This window comes from Oceaniovalibus sp. ACAM 378, assembly GCF_008085915.1.
Lineage (GTDB): Bacteria > Pseudomonadota > Alphaproteobacteria > Rhodobacterales > Rhodobacteraceae > Oceaniglobus.
Map to the genome: position 1 here is coordinate 1 of NZ_VSJK01000014.1, position 22,830 is coordinate 22,830.

At 60.0% G+C, this 22,830-nt stretch carries 21 protein-coding genes; 10 read left to right on the top strand and 11 right to left on the bottom strand.

Going from position 1 to position 22,830, the window contains the following annotated elements; genetic code table 11:
- Nucleotides 1-72: 72 nt before the first annotated feature.
- From FQ320_RS17905 to FQ320_RS17920, 5 genes are all read right to left on the bottom strand, one after another.
- On the bottom strand, nt 73-1,113 hold the full coding sequence (locus FQ320_RS17905) for a hypothetical protein (protein ID WP_148474707.1): 1,041 nt from the start codon (nt 1,111-1,113) through the stop codon (nt 73-75).
- Nucleotides 1,114-1,372: 259 nt separating this feature from the next.
- Nucleotides 1,373-1,507 (bottom strand): hypothetical protein, encoded by a 135-nt coding sequence (locus FQ320_RS26520; RefSeq protein WP_255509589.1) that lies wholly within the window; start codon nt 1,505-1,507, stop codon nt 1,373-1,375.
- Between the two features lie 108 nt (nt 1,508-1,615).
- Nucleotides 1,616-2,437: an NTP transferase domain-containing protein gene (locus FQ320_RS17910; RefSeq protein ID WP_148474708.1), complete on the bottom strand. Its 822-nt coding sequence runs from the start codon at nt 2,435-2,437 to the stop codon at nt 1,616-1,618.
- A 37-nt stretch (nt 2,438-2,474) separates the two neighbouring features.
- Nucleotides 2,475-3,242: a CDP-alcohol phosphatidyltransferase family protein gene (locus tag FQ320_RS17915; protein WP_148474709.1), complete on the bottom strand. Its 768-nt coding sequence runs from the start codon at nt 3,240-3,242 to the stop codon at nt 2,475-2,477.
- Nucleotides 3,239-4,426, bottom strand: a complete 1,188-nt coding sequence (locus FQ320_RS17920; RefSeq protein ID WP_148474710.1) for an alanine--glyoxylate aminotransferase family protein — start codon at nt 4,424-4,426, stop codon at nt 3,239-3,241. Before FQ320_RS17920 ends, FQ320_RS17915 begins: the two co-directional genes overlap by 4 nt.
- A 644-nt stretch (nt 4,427-5,070) precedes the next feature.
- Between FQ320_RS17920 and FQ320_RS17925 the strand changes: the two genes are divergently transcribed.
- From FQ320_RS17925 to FQ320_RS17955, 7 genes are all read left to right on the top strand, one after another.
- On the top strand, nt 5,071-6,108 hold the full coding sequence (locus tag FQ320_RS17925; protein WP_255509590.1) for a LacI family DNA-binding transcriptional regulator: 1,038 nt from the start codon (nt 5,071-5,073) through the stop codon (nt 6,106-6,108).
- 112 nt (nt 6,109-6,220) lie between these two features.
- Nucleotides 6,221-7,537 carry a sugar ABC transporter substrate-binding protein gene (locus FQ320_RS17930; RefSeq protein ID WP_148474711.1) on the top strand — a complete coding sequence of 439 codons (1,317 nt, stop codon included), beginning with the start codon at nt 6,221-6,223 and terminating at the stop codon, nt 7,535-7,537.
- Nucleotides 7,538-7,660: 123 nt separating this feature from the next.
- Nucleotides 7,661-8,527: a carbohydrate ABC transporter permease gene (locus FQ320_RS17935; RefSeq protein ID WP_148474712.1), complete on the top strand. Its 867-nt coding sequence runs from the start codon at nt 7,661-7,663 to the stop codon at nt 8,525-8,527.
- Nucleotides 8,528-8,540: 13 nt separating this feature from the next.
- Nucleotides 8,541-9,371: a carbohydrate ABC transporter permease gene (locus tag FQ320_RS17940; protein ID WP_148474713.1), complete on the top strand. Its 831-nt coding sequence runs from the start codon at nt 8,541-8,543 to the stop codon at nt 9,369-9,371.
- Nucleotides 9,372-9,381: 10 nt separating this feature from the next.
- Complete coding sequence (locus FQ320_RS17945) at nt 9,382-10,386, top strand: ABC transporter ATP-binding protein (protein WP_148474714.1); 1,005 nt, start codon at nt 9,382-9,384, stop codon at nt 10,384-10,386.
- Nucleotides 10,383-11,156 carry an L-iditol 2-dehydrogenase gene (locus FQ320_RS17950; RefSeq protein WP_148474715.1) on the top strand — a complete coding sequence of 258 codons (774 nt, stop codon included), beginning with the start codon at nt 10,383-10,385 and terminating at the stop codon, nt 11,154-11,156. Before FQ320_RS17945 ends, FQ320_RS17950 begins: the two co-directional genes overlap by 4 nt.
- 39 nt (nt 11,157-11,195) lie before the next feature.
- Nucleotides 11,196-12,662: a mannitol dehydrogenase family protein gene (locus FQ320_RS17955; protein ID WP_148474716.1), complete on the top strand. Its 1,467-nt coding sequence runs from the start codon at nt 11,196-11,198 to the stop codon at nt 12,660-12,662.
- Nucleotides 12,663-12,825: 163 nt separating this feature from the next.
- Here FQ320_RS17955 and FQ320_RS26890 read toward each other — a convergent pair whose 3' ends face one another.
- Nucleotides 12,826-13,302 (bottom strand): LysR substrate-binding domain-containing protein, encoded by a 477-nt coding sequence (locus tag FQ320_RS26890; RefSeq protein WP_148474717.1) that lies wholly within the window; start codon nt 13,300-13,302, stop codon nt 12,826-12,828.
- Here FQ320_RS26890 and FQ320_RS17965 point away from each other — a divergent pair.
- Together FQ320_RS17965 and FQ320_RS17970 are read left to right on the top strand one after the other, a co-directional pair.
- Nucleotides 13,234-14,712 (top strand): sulfatase-like hydrolase/transferase, encoded by a 1,479-nt coding sequence (locus tag FQ320_RS17965; RefSeq protein WP_148474718.1) that lies wholly within the window; start codon nt 13,234-13,236, stop codon nt 14,710-14,712. The genes FQ320_RS26890 and FQ320_RS17965 overlap by 69 nt on opposite strands.
- Nucleotides 14,712-14,975 (top strand): tripartite tricarboxylate transporter TctB family protein, encoded by a 264-nt coding sequence (locus FQ320_RS17970; protein WP_148474719.1) that lies wholly within the window; start codon nt 14,712-14,714, stop codon nt 14,973-14,975. The genes FQ320_RS17965 and FQ320_RS17970 overlap by 1 nt, the downstream gene beginning before the upstream one ends.
- A 52-nt stretch (nt 14,976-15,027) precedes the next feature.
- Here the strand turns inward: FQ320_RS17970 and FQ320_RS17975 are convergent, their stop codons facing one another.
- Entirely contained in the window at nt 15,028-16,050 is a 1,023-nt protein-coding gene (locus FQ320_RS17975) for a cation diffusion facilitator family transporter (protein ID WP_187393955.1), read from the bottom strand.
- Between the two features lie 305 nt (nt 16,051-16,355).
- Between FQ320_RS17975 and FQ320_RS17980 the strand changes: the two genes are divergently transcribed.
- Nucleotides 16,356-17,210 (top strand): universal stress protein, encoded by an 855-nt coding sequence (locus tag FQ320_RS17980; RefSeq protein WP_148474721.1) that lies wholly within the window; start codon nt 16,356-16,358, stop codon nt 17,208-17,210.
- Between the two features lie 138 nt (nt 17,211-17,348).
- Here FQ320_RS17980 and FQ320_RS17985 read toward each other — a convergent pair whose 3' ends face one another.
- From FQ320_RS17985 to FQ320_RS18000, 4 genes are all read right to left on the bottom strand, one after another.
- Nucleotides 17,349-19,661 carry a Tex family protein gene (locus FQ320_RS17985; protein ID WP_148474722.1) on the bottom strand — a complete coding sequence of 771 codons (2,313 nt, stop codon included), beginning with the start codon at nt 19,659-19,661 and terminating at the stop codon, nt 17,349-17,351.
- A 695-nt stretch (nt 19,662-20,356) separates the two neighbouring features.
- Nucleotides 20,357-21,337, bottom strand: coding sequence for an ABC transporter substrate-binding protein (locus tag FQ320_RS17990; RefSeq protein ID WP_148474723.1), 981 nt, complete (start codon nt 21,335-21,337; stop codon nt 20,357-20,359).
- Entirely contained in the window at nt 21,334-22,077 is a 744-nt protein-coding gene (locus tag FQ320_RS17995) for an ABC transporter ATP-binding protein (protein WP_148474724.1), read from the bottom strand. Before FQ320_RS17995 ends, FQ320_RS17990 begins: the two co-directional genes overlap by 4 nt.
- On the bottom strand, nt 22,070-22,825 hold the full coding sequence (locus FQ320_RS18000; RefSeq protein WP_148474725.1) for an ABC transporter permease: 756 nt from the start codon (nt 22,823-22,825) through the stop codon (nt 22,070-22,072). Before FQ320_RS18000 ends, FQ320_RS17995 begins: the two co-directional genes overlap by 8 nt.
- Nucleotides 22,826-22,830: the final 5 nt, after the last annotated feature.

The following is a 22,830-nucleotide window of genomic DNA, read 5'->3' on the forward strand; positions in this document are numbered from 1 at the left end:
GTCGTCCGACGCGACACATCCAAAGGCTCTCTCAGCATCAAACTCAAGCGAGCTGGCTGGGATGAGGCATTCTTATGCAGCGTTCTCAATGGGCTGTAAGACGCGTGAGCCAAACGCGATTGCCCTGCCGAACAGTGACTCGATCCATTCGATGTGAAGGATATCGCCTTGCCTGAATGAATGGTCCCAGAACGGCGTCACTCCGGTTGTGACATTCTTGGCCTGGAGGGCACGCTCCAGGCCGTCCTTCAGAGTCACGACGTAGGCATTGGGCGAGGAATCGGCGATTTCCTCGGCAACATAAACGTGGCGGTCACCCCATGTATCATCTGTTCCGAGAGGAGAATCCGAAGGGATTACAAGTTCTCTGATGGCCTCCCAGCACTCCTCAAACGACGCGAATAATTCCTCGGGTGCAGAGCGCTGATAAACTTTCTTCAACTCTGCAAAAGAGGTGATGATATCAACCGGATCCATTTCTTTTGAGTTTTCAAGATCTTTAAGGATCTGGTTCCAGGCGTCTTCAGACTCCCCCTCAAAGCTGTATTCACTGCGCAAGGGGCCAGTATAGTGGCGCATGTAGTCGTCGAGTTTTGGATCGAATGTGTTGTTCCAACGTGTATCGATTGGCTGAATGCCATATTTTTCGACCAGGCGGATCAGGTGTCCATTCTCGCCCCAACCGACGTCGTGCCGGGCGGCAATCGGCCTGCCGAGGCTGGCGACCCATTTGGCAAAAAAGCTGAGCGTCTGCGGATTCCGGCGGGCCAGTATCACGCCGGCATTCACTCGGCCTGAGTGACCAGCCACCACGCCAATCGGGTTTTGGTCAGAAACCGCTTGATCGATGGCAGGACAGCCCGGTTGGATTTTAACATCTGTATCGAGATAGAGAACAAAGTCATTTTTAAGCAATGCGCCGTAAAGCAGAAACGGCTTGAGCCATATATTTTCACGCCCGAGTAATGGGCTGCCGGGTTCAGATACACAGATGTATCTGTAGCCATGTTTGTCGCAATATTGGCGCTGACTTTCTACGGCGTCGGCGAATGCTACATCGTAGCCACCCTGTCCGAGGCTAAACGCAAGTGTCATCGACTCGTTGGCTTTCATGGATTATTTTCCGATCCGATGTTCGGCTATACGAGCTTCGCCAATGGAGACAGCGATGTCACGGGTACAACGTGCCTGCTCAGCGGAATATCGGATCGATGGGTATGGCGTCAACGACAACATCGGCACTCATTAATCCGGAGTGCCGATGTGGGCGGTGTGGCTATCGCAAAAGCCCGGTGCAATGGTCGGTCACAAATATGCCTTCAACGGTATTTCCGTCACCAAGGCTATTGGTCTAGCAGTCGGAGTGCCGGTTTTACTTAACTTTCTTCCCGGAAATCGACAGCGCTGGCTTTCCCGCCAGAGGATTGGCCGCCGCAGAGGCTTTGGGCTTCTCCTGTTTCGGTTTCTTGGCCTCTTTGTTGCCACGCATGTTGTTGCCTTTGGCCATGGTAGGTCCTTCCAATATGCAGCCATCGAATGCCGGGATGGCGGGGCTTGGCTGCGGGTTGTTCTCAGATCTTTATTGAGAGGTGGTCAGGGGTCTGATGTCTGAAACTCAGGTTGGTGTGGTCACTTTCACGACGACTTCTTCCTGCGCCCGTTGCTGGCCGCGCGACACGGTTGTGACCGGCGATCCAAACATGGTGTTTGCAGCAGCAAAGTCGTCGGCCGTATCAATCTCGGTCCATTTCAGCCCGGTGATATCAAGAGCGTGGAAGTCTGTGCCTTTTGCAAGCAGCCTTTCGTAAGCCGCCTCGTAATAGTCCCGATAATGCATCGGGTTTTCCATCATCTGGGTTAGTTCTGCGAAAAGAAGCGGAGCGGCCTTGGCGCTGATTTTTTCGATGCCGATGGATTCGCCCACGGCCTCTTTTGGATCGACGGTCTTGCTGATCTCAAGCACTTGCATCCGGTCATCCACGATGACCTTCACTTCTTCGTCTTCAAGCGCGATGTTGCGGTCGATGCAGAGAACGTTGGGCATATCGCTGTCGATCAGATCGCGCAGGATCTTGACGTCAAACACGACATCGGCGTCGAACTTGATGAACGCCGCCGTTCCGATGGCCGGCGAGGCCAGCATGAGCGAGTAAGCGGTGTTGGTATCGCGGTATCGGTCGTTGACCACATAGGTAACACGGATTCCCCGGAAGGTCTTGTCGACAAATTGCCGGATCTGATCGGCCCGGTGGCCAAGTACAAGAACAAATTGGGAAACCCCGCAGCTCAGGCAATTGCGGATCATCCGTTCCAGGATGAGTGAGCCGCCAACAGACAGCAGGCTCTTGGGGCAATTATCCGACAGAGGCGACAGGCGTGAACCGATGCCGGCAGCCAGAATGACGGCCATGGGAGGGCGGGTGTTTTCATATTTCATGGTTATTTGTATCCTTCGATTGCGCCGTTTCAGACGGTTATTTCTGGATCGGAAGTTGCCGGTCGGCGGCGAAATTCATCCCCCGCCTCACGGACCAGTAGATGCCCCAGTAGATCTGGCTGATGGCGAAGATCCAAAGCATCGGTGTCAGCTGATCAAACACGAGCGCCGCCGACAGTATGAAGATAAAGACACCTTCATCCGACTTGAGCGCCTTTGGTTGTTCCTTAAGAAACCACTTGATGTTGGCGCGCAGACCAAACCCGAGGCCCGCTGTGGGTTCGGCCCGACCCGATTTGGACATAGACGCAGGATATCCCGGATCGCGCGCCGATTCGATTTGCATGGCGACATACTTAACGTAACCGCGCAGGCCGTAGAACGCGATGCCGATCATCGCCAGAAAGACCGGCACGACGCTCAGCGATTGCGCATAGGCCGCATAGCCCGCCGCACCGAACCAGAGCGAGACCTGCACCTGATCGGTCACACGGTCATAGTAGCTGCCGACCAGCGACGACACCTTTCGATAGCGCGCCATCTGCCCATCCATACAATCAAGGATATGGCTGGCATGGATCAGGATAGCCGCTGTGATGAACCATCCGGTGCCGCCAATCAGAATTCCGATTGTTGCCGCAATGGCGACCAGAAACGACGCCGCCGTGATCCGGTTCGGCGTGACCCACGGCAGATCAACAACGCCATAGTTGGCGACAATGGCCAGAGGCGCTGTGACGAACGAGGACCACCACTCATCGTTTTTCGTCTTGGTTGCCCAAAGCCGCGTAAGCTTGTCTGTCATGATACCACCTTCGCCAATGCATGGAGAGGGATCGGCAACCTTACCACTGTTGCGCGCTTCGGCCTGACAGCGGCGACCAGATCGGCAGCTTCGGCCTGCAACGTCAGCAGCACATCCTTCAGTGAAGCGAGGAAGTAGCGGATGTCATGGTCTGACAGCTCGCCGATATTGCCGACCTGAAACACCCGGCCGGCAAAACACCCCTTACCTTCATAGATGATGATGGATTTCTGACGCAGTCGTTCGCGGATGTCGCGAACCGAGACGCTCGGCGGCACCCGGACCGTTGTCAGCATCGAACACATGTCGGCCTCATCGATCAGGAATTCGAGGTTCAGCCTGCGCATCCCGATGCGCAACAGCTCTGCGCGGGCCATGATGCGCGCAAAGCGCTTGTTTACGCCTTCGCGCAGAAGGTCCGTCAATGCCTGCTCTAACGCAAAGAAAAGCGGTACGGCGGGCGTATTCGGCGTCTGGCTGTGTTTTTCAAGGAATTCATAGAACGTTGCAAGGTTCAGATAAGTTGTCTTGGCGGGATGGGTCTTGAGCTTTTCAAAATGGTTCTTGCTGCCGATCACAAAAGACAGTCCGGGAAAGGATCCGATCGCCTTCGAGCTGGAGCTGGAGCAGAAGGCGATGTTGCAGCCTTCCATATCGACCAGTTCCGCCCCGACCGAGCTGACGCCATCCACGACGAAGGTCGCGCCAGATGCCTTGACCATGGCACCGATGGGGCCAAGCGGGTTGAGCATGCCCGAGCAGGTTTCATGATGGACCATGGCCACGACATCAATCTTGTGGGCCGTCAGATAGGCCTCGATCTGCGGCAGATCAAACGGAGTTCCCCAGGGCACTTCGATCAGGTGGGTCTTGCTGTTGTGGATCCGCGAGATTTTGTTCAAACGCTCGCCAAATTCGCCGTTTGACAGGACCAGGATCTCGCCGTCGCCGACAACAGACGACAAAAGAGCCTCGTTGGCAGCTGTGCCGGAGCCGGTGATCACCACGGCCCGATAAGCCCTGCGGTTTCTGATCTGGAACAGCGACAGGATCTTCTGTTCGATACTGGCAAGCAGGTCATCGAAATCAGGTTCACGATGGCAGATGTCTTCCCGACAGATCGCATACCGCAAGTTTTCGGCTACATTTACTGGTCCGGGTGTGAAAAGAAGAAATTTATCCAAAAGAACGTCAAGCTCCCTCTACTTCCTGACCATCGGCCACGAAAATGGCGCGCCCATGTTAAGCCCTTACCCGTGGCTCGGGTAAGGGCATCGATAGGGCGTAAATCGACTTCGAAAACGCAGCCAGAGAGCATGGCTGTTGGCAAATCGTCCAGAAATTGAACGCTTGTAGAGAAAAGTAAAAGCTCGGTTTGTTCCTGCAGTAGTTGCAGAAAACCTGAGCATCATGCACCGGGAAGCACCATCTGGATGGCGTGCGGTAAAATCGAATAAGTTCAGAGGTCGCAAAAATCGGCCATATCCAACGGCGCTTTTGGCGGCGATGAAATTTGGCCCGTAACGTCAGCAACAGCTTCAGGCAATCCAAAGCGTTGGGGTTGATCTCAGAAAGGGTGTGGTGCGCTCGATCAAGCGACCGGAGAGTTATATCTAAGGGCGAAGCCGCCAAAATGCAAGGACCGTTGCCCAGCTGGACAGTGACCTCTCGGGTCACGATCACCCTCGCTTTCCGCACCGGCTGTTCCTTCTCGCAGGGTAGGTCCGTGTAACGATTTTCTTTCCGCATGTTAAAAATTGAGTGCGGACTTTCCCGAAGTTTTGCCATATCGTCGCACGGGTGTACGAAATTGTGAGGAAAGCCAGGGATGCCAAAGCCGGAAATTCACACGATGGAAGAGCTGTCGGCTGCGATCGGCGTGTCCCGTCCCACCTTGTCGCGTTACTTTCAGGACCCCGCAAAAGTCAGCCGATCCTCGGTCGAGCGGATCAGGCGCGGGCTGGAAAAAGTTGACTATACCCCGAATTTTTTCGCCACACGGATGAACCGCAAGACGACCGGGATGATCGGCGTGATCATCCCCTATCTCAACGATCTGTTCTTTACGCGGCTTCTGGAATCGATCGAGCGGGCGGCGATGAAAGCCGGCTATACCGTCATTACCCAGTGCTCTCACTCCGATCCCGAGATCGAAAAGCGGGCGGCAGAGACGTTCCTGTCGATGAGCGTCGATGGGGCGATTGTGGCGCCTCTGGGGAACCACAGCGATATGCGTGTGTATGAAAGGCTGAACGCGCGATTGCCGTTCGTGCTGATGGACTCGCGCCCAAAACCGCTGACGGATGTGGATTTTGTGGGCACAGATCATGTGCAGAGTACGGGTGTGATTACGGAGTATCTTTGCCGGGTGGGGAGCCCGCCGATTTTTCTGGCAATGCCGCGCGTAAACTTCAACGCCCTGGAGCGTGAGAATGCCTATGTGGCCAAGATGGAACTGCTGGGCTTTGAGCCAGTCGTGATCGGTGCGGAAGTTGTCCGTCAGGAATGGCACTTCGAGGCGCACGGTTTGGCCGTTCTGAACGATCAGTTCTCGAAGGGGCGGTTGCTTGAGTCGTCCATCCTCTGTGCGAACGACCGCGTCGCCATCGGGGCTCTGCGAGCGGCAGCGCAACACGGGCTTGAGCCGGGCGCGCTGCGCAGGGGTGGGTTGCGAATCGCCGGGCACGATGATTATCCGCTTTGCCCGTATACAACGCCCGCTTTGACGACGGTCGCGCAGAATGTGGCTGCGATCGGTCAGGCCGCAGTCGACCGTCTGCTGGAAAAATGCAGCGCGGAAAAACAGTCCGGAAATCATGCCATTACGCTGATGGACGGCGTGCTCAAAATTCGCGAATCCGCCTGAGTAAACGGCTGAATGCTGCGCAATCTCCGGCGTTTTTGAAACTTTATGTTGACGTAAGGTCTTTCCCGAGATTAATATTGACGCATGTAAAAAGCGTCTCGGGAGGACTACTATGAACACGAAGCAAAGAATGCTCGGCACCACCGTCGGTCTGGGCCTCATGGCCGGACTGGCATCAGTGGCATTGGCCGAGGAGATTACCATCGCCACCGTGAACAATGGTGACATGGTGCGGATGCAGAGCCTTTCTCCGCAGTGGGAGAAGGACACCGGCAACACGATCAACTGGGTTGTTCTGGAAGAAAACGTCCTGCGTCAGAACGTGACCACCGACATCTCTACGGGTGGTGGTCAGTATGACGTCATGACAATCGGCACGTATGAGGCACCGATCTGGGGCAACAACGGTTGGCTGGTGTCGCTGAACGAAGGAATGGCCGACGACTGGAATGCCGATGATCTGCTGCCGGCCATTCGTGGCGGTTTGACTGTTGACGGTGAACTTGTCGCCGCGCCGTTCTATGGCGAGTCCTCCATGGTCATGTATCGCAAGGACCTGATGGAGAAGGCCGGTCTTGAAATGCCCGAGGCGCCGACCTGGGACTTCATCCGCGAAGCCGCTGCCGCGATGACCGACCGTGACAACGAGATCAACGGCATCTGTGCACGTGGCAAGGCCGGTTGGGGTGAAAACATGGCCTTCCTGACCGCCATGTCGAACTCGTTCGGTGCGCGTTGGTTTGATATGGACTGGGCCCCCCAGTTCGAGAGCGAGGCGTGGTCCAATACGCTGAACTTCTATCTCGACATGATGAAGGAATCCGGCCCTGCCGGTGCTGCGAACAACGGGTTCAACGAAAACCTGACCCTGTTCCAGCAAGGCAAGTGCGGCATGTGGATCGACGCTACCGTGGCGGCGTCCTTTGTTACCAATCCGAAGGATTCGACTGTCGCCGACCAGGTCGGTTTCGCACTGGCCCCCGACACCGGTCTTGGCAAGCGTGGCAACTGGCTCTGGGCGTGGAGCCTGGCAATCCCGACCTCCTCTGAAAAGCAGGACGTGGCCAAGGATTTTGTAAGCTGGGCGACGGGGCAGGGGTACACTGCACTGGTTGCCGAGAATGAAGGCTGGGCCAACGTCCCTCCGGGAACGCGTACCTCGCTGTATGAGAACCAGGACTATCTGGACGCGGCACCCTTCGCGCAGATGACGCTGAACTCGATCAACTCAGCCGATCCGCAGAAACCGACCGTGGAAGAAGTGCCCTACACCGGGGTCCAATTCGTGGCGATCCCCGAGTTTGCGGGCATTGCCAACCAGGTCGGCCAGCAATTCTCGAACGCGCTGGCAGGCAATCAGACCGCAGAAGAAGCGCTGGAAAATGCGCAGGCGCTGACCCTCGAAGAAATGGAAGCTGCGGGCTACTGAGCCACGGCAACCGACGATCCGGGGGCGGATACACCTGGCCCCGGAATCCCCCTTCAGGGATTTCCGCAGGCCAATCCAGCGGTCGGCGAAAGCCCCTGACCACGCTGTCGGGAGGAGCCAGTCATGGCGACAGAACATTCCAAATCATCGGCACGTATCATGATTGCACCAGCCGTCTTTGTGCTGCTGGTGTGGATGCTGGTGCCCCTTTGCATGACACTGTACTTTTCGTTCGCCGATTATCGGCCGATGCGCGCGACCTTTGATGCGTGGATCGGTTTCGACAACTATGTGTCGTTCCTGACATCGTCGTCATTTCTGTCCTCGTTGGGCACGACGCTGTGGATGGTCGGCGGTATCCTGAGCATCACCATCGCCGGCGGCGTCGTGTTGGCGTTGCTGCTGGATCAGCCGATGTTCGGGCAGGGGATTGTGCGCATCCTGGTGATTGCGCCGTTCTTCGTCATGCCGACGGTTTCGGCACTGGTGTGGAAGAACATGTTCTTCAACGTCGACAACGGGCTGTTTTCGTATCTGTTCAAGTTCTTTGGGGCGCAACCCTATGACTTCCTGTCACAATCGCCGCTTTTTTCGATCGTCATCATCGTGGCCTGGCAATGGTTGCCCTTCGCGACGCTGATCCTGCTGACCGCCGTACAGTCCCTGTCGAGCGAACAGCTTGAGGCGGCGGAAATGGACGGCGCGCCGCCGCTCAGCCGGTTCTGGTACATCATCCTGCCGCATCTTTCGCGCGCAATCACGGTGGTCATCCTGATCCAGACAATTTTCCTGCTGTCGATCTTTGCGGAAATCTTCGTCACCACCAATGGCGCCTTTGGCACCCGCACGCTGACCTATCTCGTCTATCAGCGCGTCTTGGAAAGCCAGAACATCGGCCTCGGCTCTGCCGGGGGAATCGTCGCCGTCATCCTTGCCAACTTCGTTGCCATCTTCCTGATGCGCATCGTCGGCAAGAACCTTGATAACTGAAGGGGCCTGAACAATGGCACGCGCAATTTCACCCCGTAAAAAGTTAATGTGGACCGCCCTGTCCTGGGGCATCGGCCTGATGATCTTCTTTCCGATCATGTGGACCTTCCTGACCAGCTTCAAGTCCGAGTCCACGGCAATCTCTGACCCGCCGGTCTGGTTGTTCTTCGACTGGACGACTGAGAACTACAGCACCGTGTTGGCGCGGTCGAACTATCCGCTGGCGCTGATGAACTCGATCATCATTGCAGTGGGCTCTACCCTGCTGGGCATCCTGATCGCGGTGCCTGCGGCTTGGGCGATGGCTTTCGTGCCCGGCAAACGGACCAAGGACGTGTTGCTGTGGATGCTGTCGACCAAGATGCTGCCTGCCGTCGGCGTGCTGTATCCGCTGGTTCTGATCGCGAAATACTTTGGCATCATGGACAGCCGCATTCTTCTGGTGGTGATCCTGATGCTGATCAACCTGCCGATCATCGTCTGGATGCTTTACACCTACTTCCGCGAAATCCCCGGTGAGATCCTTGAAGCCGCGCGGATGGACGGCGCAAACCTGAAGAACGAGATCATCTATGTGCTGACCCCGATGGCGGTGCCGGGCATCGCTTCGACCATCCTGCTCAACATCATTCTGGCCTGGAACGAAGCGTTCTGGACCATCCTTCTGACCACCGTAAACGCCGCCCCGCTGACCAAGTTCATCGCCAGCTTTTCGGCACCCGAAGGATTGTTCTACGCCAAACTCAGCGCCGCCTCGATCATGGCGATCGCTCCGATCCTCATCATGGGCTGGTTCAGCCAGAAACAACTTGTCCGGGGTCTGACCTTCGGCGCGGTCAAATAAGGAGATCACCATGGGACGTATCACACTCGACAAAGTGCAAAAGAAATTCGGTGAAGTCGAAGTCATCCCACCGCTGGATCTGACCGTCGAGGATGGCGAGTTTGTGGTCTTTGTCGGCCCCTCGGGCTGCGGCAAGTCCACGTTGCTGCGCCTGATTGCCGGGCTTGAGGATGTGTCGGGCGGGGAAATCCGCATCGACGGCAAACCCGCCACCGACCTGCCCCCGGCCAAGCGCGGTCTGGCGATGGTGTTCCAGAGTTACGCGCTTTATCCGCATATGTCGGTACGCAAGAACATCGCGTTTCCGATGAAGATGGCGGGTATGCCGCAGGATGAACAGGATCGCCGTATTGCAAAGGCGGCGGATGCTCTGAACCTGACCGATTATCTGGATCGCAGGCCCGGCCAGCTGTCCGGTGGTCAGCGCCAGCGGGTCGCCATCGGCCGCGCCATCGTGCGCGAACCGGCTGCCTTCCTGTTTGACGAGCCACTGTCGAACCTTGATGCGGCCCTGCGCGTTGGCATGCGGATGGAGATCAGCGAACTGCACAGCACGCTGAAGACCACGATGATCTATGTCACCCACGATCAGGTCGAGGCGATGACAATGGCCGACAAGATCGTCGTGCTGCGGGCCGGGCATATCGAGCAGGTCGGATCGCCGCTGGACCTGTATCACGCACCGCGCAACACGTTCGTTGCCGGATTCATCGGCAGTCCGAAGATGAATCTTATGGGGGGTGCCGCGGCGGCCAAACACGACGCCACGACCATCGGCATCCGGCCCGAGCATCTGGATGTGGTGGACACCGGCGGTACGTTCACCGGCAAGGTCGGCGTGTCCGAGCATCTTGGCTCCGACACCTTTTTCCACGTCCACATCCCGGAAATGAACGAACCGATGACCGTTCGTGCCGGTGGCGAAGTTGGCCTCAGGCATGGCGACACGATCTATCTGGAGCCGCAGGCCGACAAGATTCACCGCTTTGACGCCAAAGGGCTGCGGATCGCATGACACGATTAGCCAACAAATCGGCCCTGATCACCGGATCCGCCCGTGGCATCGGGCGGGGCTTTGCCGAACGTTTCGTCGCCGAAGGTGCAACCGTCGCCATTGCCGATATCAACCTTGAGGCGGCAGAGGCCACGGCAAAGGAGCTGGGCGAAGGCGCCTATGCGGTGCAGATCGACGTTTCGGATCAGGCCAGCATTGACGTGGCCATGGCGTCGGTGGTTTCCCACGCGGGCAAGCTGGACATCCTGATCAACAACGCCGCCCTGTTCGACGCCTCCGAAACCGTCGATATCACCCGCGCCACCTTTGACCGGCTCATCGGCGTTAACGTCGCGGGCACGCTGTTCACCATGCAGGCCGCCGCGAAACAGATGATTGCACAGGGCCACGGCGGCAAGATCATCAACATGGCGTCACAGGCCGGGCGCCGTGGCGAACCTTTGGTGCTGGTCTATTGTTCCACCAAGGCCGCCGTCATTTCGATGACGCAATCGGCGGGGCTTGATCTGATCCGCCACGGCATCAACGTGAACGCCATCGCCCCCGGTGTCGTTGACGGGGAACACTGGGAACATGTCGACGCGACCTTCGCGCGGCTGGAAGGCAAGAAACCCGGCCAGAAAAAGGCCGAAGTGGCTGCCGGGGTGCCTGCGGGGCGTTTCGCGGTGCCTGCCGATCTGACCGGCATGGCGGTTTTTCTCGCCTCGTCCGAGGCCGACTACATCGTGTCGCAAACTTATAACGTCGATGGCGGTCAGTGGATGAGCTGAGCGCCCCCGCGCCGCACCGCCACCGCAAAAGGAGGCCCCATGGCCACGCCCCTCACGCTTGCCACGCTGTCCGATCTGCCCGACGCCGTTCGTGTGCCGTCTTATGGACGCGGCGATCTGTCGCCCGGTATCGTCCATATCGGTCTGGGCAATTTTCACCGTGCCCATCAGGCGTGGTACCTGCACCGGTTGATGGACATGGGCGACGCCCATGACTGGGCGATCATCGGCGCAGGCGTGCGTCCCTCGGATGCCGCCGCCCGCGACAGGATGTTGGCGCAGGATTGCCTGACCACCCTGATCGAGCTCGACCCCTCCGGCAAATCGGCCGAGGTGACCGGGTCGATGATCGACTATGTCCCGGTACAGGCCGACAACGCCGCCCTGATCGCCGCAATGGCGCAACCCGCCATTCGCATCGTCGCCCTGACGGTGACGGAAGGCGGCTATTATCAAACCGGTGATGGCGGGTTCGACGCGGGTCACGCCGACATGACCCACGACGCCGCCAATCCGGGCAGTCCGCGCACCGCCTTTGGCGCAATGGTTGCGTCGCTGCGGCAACGGCGTGACGCAGGCAACGGCCCGTTCACCTGCCAGTCCTGCGACAACCTGCAGGGCAACGGCGATATCCTGCGCCGGACAGTGGTCGGCCTTGCGCGACTGGCTGATGCCGATCTGGCCGGTTGGATCGATGCCAATTGCACCTTTCCAAACGCGATGGTCGACTGCATCGTCCCCGCCACGGGACCGTCGGAATTGGCCTTGGCGCGTGATTTCGGTGTCGCCGACGCGGTGCCCGTTACCCATGAAAACTTTCGCCAGTGGGTGATCGAAGACCGCTTTTGCGCCGGTCGCCCGGACTGGGACAAGGTGGGGGCGACATTCACCGATGATGTCCACGCCTATGAGGCGATGAAGCTGCGCCTGTTGAACGCCGGCCATCAGATCATCGCCAATGTGGGCGAGATCCTTTCGGTCGCGACCATCTCAGAATCCATGGCGCACCCGCTGATCCACGGTTTCTTTCGCAAGGTCGAATTGGACGAGATCGTACCGCATGTCACCGCCGTGCCCGGCATGACGCCGCACGACTATGTCGATCTGATCGACCGGCGTTTCTCCAATCCCGAGATCCACGACACAACCCGCCGCGTCGCCTTTGACGGATCGTCGCGCCACACCGGTTTCGTTCTGCCCGTCATCCGCGACGCGCTGAAATCGGGTGCTCCGGTCACTGGTCTGGCTCTGGTCGAGGCGCTTTGGGCACGAATGTGCGAAGGCACCCGCGAAGACGGCACCACCATTGCGCCCAACGATCCGGTCTGGGATGATCTGCAGGCCGCCGCCAGTGCCGCCCGGATCCGCCCCCGCGCCTGGCTGGAGCAACGCCGTTTCTACGGCGACCTTGCCCAGGTCGAGCCCTTCGCCGATGCCTTTGATGACTGGCTGGCGATGATCTGGAAAGAAGGCGCAGAAGCGGCCCTGAAGGCATATCTGGCGTAGCAATAACGCTCGCGTTCATACGCTCCACTGGTCACGGCGCGCACGCTTGAAACACCAAAGAGGGATCGCACCGACGCGCCCGAGTCCCGCTCTGATGTCTTGCTTTGCATGACGGCCGGGCCGCGTGATGCACCAAGGTCAAAGCGCGAAAGTGGCTTGCTCCCTATCCGGCCATCCCGTGCAGGAGATCGATGAAGCGACTGGTGGTTGGGTTAGGCTCCTTGGTGCGCCACGCAGCGACAAGCCGTGCACATGGTGCGTTGTTCTCGGTCAACGGGCGATAGGCAACTCCCGCCGTCCTCAGCTTTGACACAGACTGCGGCAGCAGCGCATAACCGATCCCGCTGCTGGCCAGCCCAAGAACCACCGGACGTTGGTTGACTTCTTCGGGACCATCGCGATCAATTCGGAACTCTATACCCATCAAAACCCAGTACGAGACCATGGGCAAACTTGTCGAAGAAACCGGCGCCAGCCGGCAGCAGCCCGACAAAACGCAAGACTCCGGGCCGGCGTCTGTTGCGCCCGGTCCGGGTTCTGGCCGTCTTTCCAAGCGAATGGAGATCCGAGCGTGAAACCCAACGTCCTGTTCGTGACCGTCGATCAATGGCCCGCCTATCTTTTGGGCTGTGCCGGGCATGAAGGCATCGAGACCCCGACGATTGATCAGCTCGCACGGGTCGGGACACGTTTTCCGAACACCTATGCGCAAACGCCGATCTGTATTCCCTCGCGCCGGTCGATGATGACAAGTCTCAGTTCGCGCGGCCATGGCGACAGGAATTTCGAACCGGACCTGCCGATGCCAAAGGGGATGCCAACGCTTGCCGGGTGCTTTGGTGCCGCCGGATACCAAACGACGGCCATCGGCAAACTGCACGTCTATCCACCCCGCGACCGCATCGGTTTTGATGACGCGATCCTTGCCGAAGAAGGACGCGGCCATCTTGGGGGCCCCGACGATTACGAGATGTATCTTGCCGACTGCGGCCACAACGGCGCGCAGTTCATGCACGGTATGAGCAACAACGAATATTCTTGGCGGCCCTGGCATCTGCCCGAAGATGCGCATGTGACGAACTGGACGGCGCGGACTGCGGCCCGCACAATCAAACGGCGCGACCCAACGCGGCCATCATTCTGGCATGTGTCCTTTACCCATCCCCATCCGCCGCTTGTGCCACTGCAAAGCTATTTTGACCGCTACGCCCGTCGCGAGATGGATACGCCGTTGACCGGTGACTGGTCGGACAGGGATGCCGATGCTCCTTTCGTGATGCGTGCCCTGCGCGCGTTCTATGCCGACCTGCCGCCTGCTCAACTTGCTGACATGCGGCGTGCGTTTTTCGCGCTCTGCACGCATATCGACCATCAGTTGCGTCTGATCATCGGAACCCTGCGCGAAGAGGGGCTGCTTGACGACACGATCATCGTGTTCACGTCGGACCACGGCGAGATGCTGGGCGATCATGGTCTCTACGGCAAACGGTTGATGTATGACGGCTCGGCCCGGGTGCCGCTGATTGTTGTTGACCGGGTCGGACAGACCCGGACCGGGCCCATGGGCGGCACCGATGATCGTCTGATCGCGCTGCATGACCTTATGCCAACGATGCTTGATATGGCGGGAATCGAGGTGCCTGAAACCTGTGAGGGGATCAGCCTTGCCACACCGGCGCGCCGGGACCATCTTTATGGCGAGTCGCACCTTGGGGTGCGCGCGTCTCGCATGGTCCGGGATTCGCGTCACAAGCTGATCTGGTATCCCGCAGGCAATCGCATCCAGCTTTTTGATATGCAGGCCGACCCCGATGAAAAGCGCGACCTTTCAGCGGACGATGACCACGCGGACACGCGCAGGCGACTGGAGCGGTTGCTGATCGGCGAACTGTACGGCGAAGACCTGGCACTGGTCAGCGGCGGTGAACTGATCGGGCTTGCGGCACCCGAGCTTGGGCCGATCGACAATCGCGGTCTCTCGGGCCAAAGGGGCATACATTATCCGCAGGTGCCGATGGCCGATCCGGGCCACAAGGTGGGAACATTCTGATGACCGGTCAGGTCGATACAAGGGCTCCCATCGACACAAGCACTCTTGTTGCGGGCGGGATCATGAGGGTGATCGGCACTTTTGCCACCTGGGATGCTTCGACTATGCAGCTTGGCACTCCGCGACGTATGGGGCCGGGGGTCTATCCCATGATGATCGGGGTGGGCTGTATTGTACTCGGCGCGCTGATCAGCCTGCTTGAGACCCGTCTGATTGCCCTGCCGGAGGGGGTAATCCTCGGCATGGGCAGCGCGGCGCCTTGATTGCCTTCGACGACAGATTAACCCCGGCACTGTCAACGCAACGGTCCTTGCATCATGCTTGCCCGGGCGCTCTTTCGTCGTGGTCGTGGTCGTGGTCGTGGTCGTGGTCGTGGTCGTGGTCGTGGTCGTGGTCGTGGTCGTGGTCGTGGTCGTGGTCGTGGTCGTGGTCGTGGTCGACCGCTCGGGGCTCTCGCACCTCTACCGTCGAGTGGGTCATGCCAAAGGTTTGCTCCAGCCTTTCCTTCACCGCGCGTCTGACCGCTTCACCGTCAGCACCCGGCGCAAGTTCAATCTCCAGCGTCGCCATCGGGCGCTCCTGAGTGATCGACCAGGCATGGATGTGATCGGCGGCGGCGACGCCCGGAAGGGTCTTGAGGTCGAACGCCACGGCGCGGGTGTCGAAATCCGCCGGGGCCGCCTCAAGAAGGATGTGACCGCTTTCCCGTATCACAGCCCAGGCCGAGCGCAGGATCAGCAGCGCGACCAAAACCGATAGAATCGGGTCGATGGGCGTCCAGCCTGTAAAAATGATGACGAGTGACGCCACCAGTGCCGCCACCGAGCCGAGCAGATCGCCCAGAACATGCAGCGCCGCAGCCCGGACGTTCAGGTTGTCACTGTCGACACGGCTGAGCACGCGAAATGACAGGATATTCACGACGAGCCCGGCCAGCGCGACCCAAAGCATCAATCCGCCCAGCACTTCAGAGGGTTGGCTCAGACGTTGCCAGGCCTCAAAGCAGATCCAGATCGCGATTGCGAACAGCGCAAGGCCGTTGACGAAGGCAGCGAGCACCGAGAAACGATCAAACCCATAGGTCCGCCGCCAATCCGACGGACGCCGGGCAAGCCGGAACGCGAACCACGCCAGCAGGAGCGAGGCAAAGTCGGTCAACATGTGACCCGCATCGGCCAGCAGCGCCAGAGAGCCCGAGACCAGACCGCCCGCCAACTCGGCGAACATGAAAGCTCCGGTCAAAAGGGCTGCGATCCCGATTGCCCGTTCCTTCGAGCGCCGCGTCTCGGGCGTGTCCCTGGCAGAAATGGCCGGTCCGTGGGAATGTCCTGCGCCCATGTGTTTTCCTTTCTGCGGGATGCGGCGACGGATACGCCACTCTGGGCGAATGATCGACCAGCAGTTCGGTTCCGGCATTCGGTCGGGCGAATGTGCCGCAGGAAACGCGGACCGCACAGCAGACCGGGTTTTGAATCGCCCTCACAAGTTCGATCAAACCACGCCAGATCCTGTCCAGTACCCGGGCGGGGATCAGTTGATCTTGATCAATCCGCCCTCGTTCTGCCCATGCTACGAATCGCGCGACCGATGCCGCGACGGTCGGAAATACGGTAACACAGAGCCATTCGTCAGAGGAAATCTCTATGAAAAATGCAATCCTTCTTGTTCTCGTCACCGGTTCGACTAAGGCCTCGGACCTTGATCAGATGCTGCAATCGGCTGCCGCCCAGCGGACGCATCTGTCATTTCTTGTTCTGGGGACCCCGCCCCGCCCGCCGATCTATGCCTATGGCGTTGAATCCTATGGTATCCCGTCGGTCCCGGACAACTGGCTGGAAGAAATCGAAGCGTCAAAAGCGGTGCAGATCGAAACGGCCCAAAAGATCCGGGACCGTCTGAAGGGTTCCGGGGCGAATGGCGACGTGGATATTCTTGGATGCGAACCTGCGGCGCTGCCCTCGATCATCGGCAGGCGGGCTGCCACCTGTGATGCCGTCGTCATTTCGAACGACTTGCGCCGCGACGACGCCATGTTCCGCAATGCGGTCCACGGGGCGCTTTTCCAATCACCGGTCGGTATGATCCTGAACCCCGAACGCTCGGGAACCGCGCTTCAGCCCGCACGCGTGTTTGTCGCATGGGACACCAGCCTCCCGGCAGCGCGCGCCGTCCATGCCGCTCTGCCATTGCTGAAAAGTGCAACTGAGGTTGAGGTAGGCGTCTTTGACCCCGTTGTGTCGCCAGAGCGGGACGGAGAAAATCCCGGATCCGACGTCGCACGGTGGTTGAGCCACCACGAATGTAAAGTCGTCCTGCAGCAATACCCGAGCGGCGGCGAGGAAATCGGCACCTGCATCCAAAAGCGGGCCGTCGAGGCAGGGGCCGATCTGATCGTCATGGGGGCCTATGGTCATTCCCGGATGCGCCAGGCGGCCTTTGGCGGCACCACACGCTCGTTGATCGAGCAGACGGACATGGCGGTCTTGCTCGCACATTGATGCGCCCGAGAGACGGGGGGGGGGCGATCCCGCGGACTCCCGGTCTCTCGCGTCATGCTTCGGCGTCTGCGATCAGCACCGCCCTTTGTGACGCTGCCGATCGCGGTGCCAAAGCGGGAGTCTTTGGCAACCTGCGCTTCAGGGATCGGTCGAACGCTTCAACGCCGCTGCCAAGGCAGATCCCAGCGCGCCCTGACTGCCGCTTGTCGACTTCGGGACAGCTGAGGAGGGGGCCGCGCGGTCGACTTTCGGCTTTACAGGCGCGCGTGGTGTGGTGCCATCACCGCCATCTTTGCGCATGGTCAAAGCGATGCGCTTGCGTGGCACATCAACCTCGACGACGCGGACACGGACCACGTCACCGGCTTTGACAACCTCATGGGGGTCTTTGACAAAGCGATCGGCAAGCTGGCTGACATGGACCAACCCGTCCTGATGCACGCCAATATCGACGAAGGCACCAAAGGCGGCGACGTTTGTCACGGTTCCTTCCAGCGACATGCCGGGTTTAAGATCGGTGATGCTGTCGACGCCCTCGGCAAAGGTGGCGGTCTTGAAGGTCGGGCGTGGATCGCGGCCCGGTTTTTCCAGTTCGGTCAGAATGTCACGCACGGTCGGCAGGCCGAAACTGTCATCGACAAATTGCTCGGCCCGCAGCCCGGTCAGCGCGCTGCTGTCGCCCATGATCGCGCGGATGTCGCGCCCGCAGGCCTGCACGATCTTGCGCGCGACGCCATAGGCCTCGGGGTGGACGGATGACGCGTCGAGCGGTTCAGTGCCATCGGTGATGCGCAGAAAGCCCGCGCATTGCACGAACGCCTTTGGCCCCAGACCGGCGACTTTCAGCAGGGCCTTGCGCGTGGCAAAGGCCCCATTGGTGTCGCGGTGTGCGACGATGGACTGGGCCAGCGATGGCCCCAATCCCGCAATATGCGACAAAAGCGGTGCCGAAGCCATGTTCAGATCGACACCCACCGCGTTCACCGCATCCTCGACCACGGCGGCGAGGGATTGTGCCAGACGGCGCTGGTCAACGTCGTGCTGATATTGGCCGACACCGATGGCCTGTGGTTCGATCTTGACCAGTTCGGCCAGTGGGTCCTGCAACCGCCGGGCAATCGAAACGGCCCCGCGAATGGAGACGTCCACATCGGGAAACTCTTTCGAGGCAAGTTCGGACGCGGAATAAACCGAGGCTCCGGCCTCTGACACGATGACCGGTGTCGGGCGCTGAACACCGGCGGGCAGGCGTTTGATCACATCAGCGACCAGCCGTTCAGATTCGCGGCTGGCCGTGCCGTTGCCAATCGCAATCAGGGCGATGCCGTGCTTGCGGATCATTTGCAGCAATGTCTCTTCCGCGCCCCGCAGATCATTGCGCGGCTGGAACGGATAGATCGTCGCAGTATCAACCAACTTGCCCGTCTCATCGACCACAGCAATCTTGCAGCCGGTCCGGATGCCCGGATCAAGGCCCAGCGTCGCGCGCGCTCCGGCCGGGGCGGCCAGCAGAAGATCGCGAAGGTTGCGGGCAAAGACATCAATCGCCGCATCATGGGCGCGGCGGCGCAGTTCGGTCATCAGGTCGACAAACATCGACAGGCTCAGTTTGACCTTCCATGTCCAGACCGCCGCCTCTTGCAGCCACAGATCGCCCGGAGCCTTGCCGGATATTCCGATTTCTGCGGCGATCATGCCGATGACACGCGGCAATCCCGTGTCGGGTTCGGGGGCGATGTCGACGGTCACGATCTCTTCTTTCGCGGCGCGCAGGATGGCAAGTGCGCGGTGCGACGGGATCGTTGCCCATTTCTCGCTATGGTCGAAATAGTCCGAGAACTTGGCGCCCGCTTCCTCTTTTCCCGGTGTGACGCGGGCGGTGATCAGCGCGTCTTTCTGCAGGGTGTCGCGCAGACGTCCCAACAGGGCTGCGTTTTCGCCAAGTTCTTCGGTCAGGATATCCCGGGCGCCGGTCAGCGCGTCCTTTTGCGTCAGCACTGCATCGGACAGAAAGCTTTGCGCCAGCGCGGCCGGATCGGCGGCGCGATTGGCAAGGATGCCGCGTAAAAGCGGCTCCAGCCCGTTCTCGCGGGCGATCATAGCCTTGGTCCGCCGCTTGGGCTTGAACGGCAGATAGAGATCTTCCAGCACCGCCTTGGTGTCGGCACCGGCGATGGCGCGCGCAAGCGCGTCGGTCAATTTGCCCTGCCCGGTAATTTCGCCAAGGATACTGGCGCGGCGTTTTTCCAGATCGCGCAGATAGTCCAGACGTTCCGCCAACCGCCGCAACTGCGTGTCGTCCAGCCCGCCGGTGGCCTCTTTGCGATAGCGGGCGACGAAAGGAACGGTATCGCCGCTGTCCAGCAGCGCGACCGTGGCGGTGACCTGTTCGGGGCGCGCACCGATGTCGGTGGCGATCTTGCGGGCGATGTTAACTGCAACGGTGTTCATATTGGTTCCCTGCGCTGGTCGGATCACCGTACTAGCCCCACATGCGGTGGCCGCCAAGCCTTAGGTGGACCCTGCGAACGAGAGATCGGCAGTGCACCGCCATGTCGTTGACGCAGATCGCCGCTTTGAATGCCTGCACCCCCGCGGCTTGCCAGTGTGGCGGTTGGTCGAAATGCGTGATGCGCTTGATATGCCCGCGACAGTTTTGCCCGACAGCGCGATGTATGACCATGCACCCGCGCTGAAGGATGCTCACCGCACCGCGGCGATGAGAGCGCTGGTCACACACGCATCAACTCCGAAAGCCAAAGCGACATGATTGAAGCCCGAGAGGCCGCGCTGATCGCTGAAGCGACGGACGCAATCGTGAATGGCGCAGGTAAAAGACCGCAGGGTTGGCTTGGCCCGTGATCGGCGGGCACTCGCGTCGCCGGTGTCGATGGCCTGAAGGACCGGCACCGACTGGCGCCGGAATTGTGATCTGCTGATCTTGTCAGCGGTCTTTTGCGAGGGTGCGCGGCGGATCAGATCGCCAAAGGCTTACATTGCCACTTTGCGGCGATCCGGGCCCCGAACGTCTCACGCGCGGGGTCGGACCGGGGCCCACGCCGGTAATGGGGTGGGACATCTGCGGGTTCGGACGGCACACAGCTCCGGACGGAACACTTAGCCTTCCGGGGTGTGACGCCTATGGCTCACTGTGACATCCAGCCCTGATCGTACCAGCCCGAAACGTCGCCCGGCCATGCCAGTACTGTTCCGCCCGCATCTTTCAACACGCCGCTGTCGAAAAGAAACCGTGCCATGGCAGTGAAACGCTCGGGGTCGATCTGGCCGACGGGCTTGTCACCATCCCGCAGATAGGCACCATCGGCGATTGCCTGCATCGAGCCGTGAACCAGCTCTGGGTTTGGAAAATCTCCAGCGGCGATCAGAAGATCTGCGGCTTCCTCTGGGTGATCCGCCGCCCATGAATAACCGGCTTGGGTGGCACGCATGAAACTTGCGACCAGATCGGCGCGGCCATCCAGTGTCTCGCCGCTTGTGCCGATATATCCGGTCTGCTGGTCGGGAATACCATAGTCGGCATAGGTAAAGGACGATTGTTTGCGCCCCAGAAGTTCGCCATTCACGCCCTCCCATGTCGCCACTTCCAGCGTGAAATCCACCGCACCCGTTGCCAGCGCCTCATAGGCTCCGGTGCCCAGAGTGACGGTATCCCAGACCGGATCGCCGCCATCGTGCCGGATCATCGTGCCGATCAATGCGGCCTCCCAGGCGCTGCCGAAACCGGCATAGGTCTTGCCCGACAGATCGGCAGGTCGGGTGATCGCGGCATTGTCCGAGTTATAGACCAGCCGTCCGGCCTCGTGCTGCATCGTCGCCCAGAGCGTAACCAGATCGGCACCGCCCGCTTTGGCGCTGAGAAACCCGAGCGAGGTGAGATAGGCGAAATCCGCGATACCGGCCGCCAAAAGCGCCGCTGAATTGGTGTCAGAATACGGCAGCAGTTCGACGCTCAGCCCCTCATCGGCATAAAGGCCTTTGTCACGGGCGACGACAAGGCCGATGTGGTTGGTGTTCAGCGTCCAGTCCAGCGCGATGGTGACATCGGTGTCGGCCTGCGCCGCAAGGGGCAGGGCAAGGCTGGCGATCAGCATAAGCGGTCGGATCATTGGGGAGACTCCTTGAGCAGAAGGGATTTCAGGGTTTCGCGCAACTCGGCAAGTGCTGCTTCGTTGCGGTGAATCTGCGGGGTGGTGACAGGTATGTCGGCGATGATCCGGCCCGGTCCGCCGGCCATCACAAGGATGCGGTCGGCAATGCCGGTGGCCTCATGCAGATCATGGGTGACCAGCAGGACACCGCGCGGACGCTCGGCCAGACGGGCAAGGAGCCAGTCCTGCATCCGGATCCGTGTGACCGCATCCAGCGCCGAAAACGGCTCGTCCAACAGAACAAAGCGGCTGTCCTGTACGACGGTGCGCAGAAAGGCCGCGCGCTGGCGCATCCCGCCGGAAAGCTGCGAAGGAAACAGACCTTCGCATCCCGCCAGACCGAAGGGCGCAAAAAGCGGCAGGATTTTTGCCCGCGCCTCGCGTTTGACGGCCCCTGCAATCTCCAACCCGAGGGTGGCATTTTCGGTGATGGTCAACCAGGGAAACAGGGCGTCGCTTTGCGGCTGGTAACACAGCGCGGGATCAGGCGGCGCGATCCCGGCTCCGTCCAGCAGCAATTGGCCGTCCGATTGCATCCCCGGTGGCAGAATTCCCGCCAGCCATTTCAGCACCGAGGTCTTGCCGCAGCCCGACGCACCGATCAGCGCGGTGATCCCCGAACCGGGCAGGCAAAGCGACAGGTCACGGACCAGATCGCGCCCGTCAGTTCGGATGGTAAGCCCGCGGATCTCAAGCATCGCGGCGCGCCTCCGGCCCTTTGGCGGTCATCCGGTCGAGGAGCCGGATCGCGCCGAGCAACGTGAGGGTCAGCACCGCCGACACCACCACGGCAGAGAGCACCAGATCGGCACGGAAATTGTTCTTGGCAGAGAGGATATAGATCCCCAGCCCACGCCGTGCCCCGGCATATTCGGCAAAAATCGTCGCGACGATGGCATAGGTGGCCGAAATCCTCAGCCCAGCCAAAAAGCTCGCCCGGGCCGAGGGCAGGGTGGCGCGGCGAAAGATCGCCCACCGCCCGGCCCCCATCGAGGCGAGCAGATCGACAAAGGCACCCGGCGTCTGGCGATAACCTGACAAAAGGCTCAGAAGCATCGGAAAGAAGGTGACCAGGACAACAAGCAGCACCTTGGGCAATAGCCCGAAACCGAACCACAGGATCATCAAGGGCGCGAGGGCCACCAGCGGAATCGTCTGGCTGATGACAAACAGCGGCATCAACCCCCGCTCGGCCCATGGGGTGAAATGCAGGGCGACCGAGATCAGACAGGCGAACATGACCGACAGTGAAAACCCAAAGCTTGCCACGGCCAGCGTCGATGCAGCATGGACGCCGATCTCACTGCGGTTCAGCAACAGCGCCCGGACCACGCCCGACGGCGGCGGCAGGATCAGGGGCGAAACCCCGGCGAGCAGGCAATAAACCTCCCAACCCGCCAGCAAAAGCAGGCCAAGCGTCAGCGTTGGCAGAATGCGCAAAAGCATTGAAA

What these genes read in the sequence shown, in the direction of transcription:
- FQ320_RS17905 (WP_148474707.1), bottom strand. Translation starts at nt 1,113, where the DNA reads ATGAAAGCCAACGAGTCGATGACACTTGCGTTTAGCCTCGGACAGGGT.
- FQ320_RS26520 (WP_255509589.1), bottom strand. Translation starts at nt 1,507, where the DNA reads ATGGCCAAAGGCAACAACATGCGTGGCAACAAAGAGGCCAAGAAACCG.
- FQ320_RS17910 (WP_148474708.1), bottom strand. Translation starts at nt 2,437, where the DNA reads ATGAAATATGAAAACACCCGCCCTCCCATGGCCGTCATTCTGGCTGCC.
- FQ320_RS17915 (WP_148474709.1), bottom strand. Translation starts at nt 3,242, where the DNA reads ATGACAGACAAGCTTACGCGGCTTTGGGCAACCAAGACGAAAAACGAT.
- FQ320_RS17925 (WP_255509590.1), top strand. Translation starts at nt 5,071, where the DNA reads ATGCCAAAGCCGGAAATTCACACGATGGAAGAGCTGTCGGCTGCGATC.
- FQ320_RS17930 (WP_148474711.1), top strand. Translation starts at nt 6,221, where the DNA reads ATGAACACGAAGCAAAGAATGCTCGGCACCACCGTCGGTCTGGGCCTC.
- FQ320_RS17935 (WP_148474712.1), top strand. Translation starts at nt 7,661, where the DNA reads ATGGCGACAGAACATTCCAAATCATCGGCACGTATCATGATTGCACCA.
- FQ320_RS17940 (WP_148474713.1), top strand. Translation starts at nt 8,541, where the DNA reads ATGGCACGCGCAATTTCACCCCGTAAAAAGTTAATGTGGACCGCCCTG.
- FQ320_RS17945 (WP_148474714.1), top strand. Translation starts at nt 9,382, where the DNA reads ATGGGACGTATCACACTCGACAAAGTGCAAAAGAAATTCGGTGAAGTC.
- FQ320_RS17950 (WP_148474715.1), top strand. Translation starts at nt 10,383, where the DNA reads ATGACACGATTAGCCAACAAATCGGCCCTGATCACCGGATCCGCCCGT.
- FQ320_RS17955 (WP_148474716.1), top strand. Translation starts at nt 11,196, where the DNA reads ATGGCCACGCCCCTCACGCTTGCCACGCTGTCCGATCTGCCCGACGCC.
- FQ320_RS26890 (WP_148474717.1), bottom strand. Translation starts at nt 13,302, where the DNA reads ATGCCCGGCACAGCCCAAAAGATAGGCGGGCCATTGATCGACGGTCAC.
- FQ320_RS17970 (WP_148474719.1), top strand. Translation starts at nt 14,712, where the DNA reads ATGACCGGTCAGGTCGATACAAGGGCTCCCATCGACACAAGCACTCTT.
- FQ320_RS17975 (WP_187393955.1), bottom strand. Translation starts at nt 16,050, where the DNA reads ATGGGCGCAGGACATTCCCACGGACCGGCCATTTCTGCCAGGGACACG.
- FQ320_RS17980 (WP_148474721.1), top strand. Translation starts at nt 16,356, where the DNA reads ATGAAAAATGCAATCCTTCTTGTTCTCGTCACCGGTTCGACTAAGGCC.
- FQ320_RS17985 (WP_148474722.1), bottom strand. Translation starts at nt 19,661, where the DNA reads ATGAACACCGTTGCAGTTAACATCGCCCGCAAGATCGCCACCGACATC.
- FQ320_RS17990 (WP_148474723.1), bottom strand. Translation starts at nt 21,337, where the DNA reads ATGATCCGACCGCTTATGCTGATCGCCAGCCTTGCCCTGCCCCTTGCG.
- FQ320_RS17995 (WP_148474724.1), bottom strand. Translation starts at nt 22,077, where the DNA reads ATGCTTGAGATCCGCGGGCTTACCATCCGAACTGACGGGCGCGATCTG.
- FQ320_RS18000 (WP_148474725.1), bottom strand. Translation starts at nt 22,825, where the DNA reads ATGCTTTTGCGCATTCTGCCAACGCTGACGCTTGGCCTGCTTTTGCTG.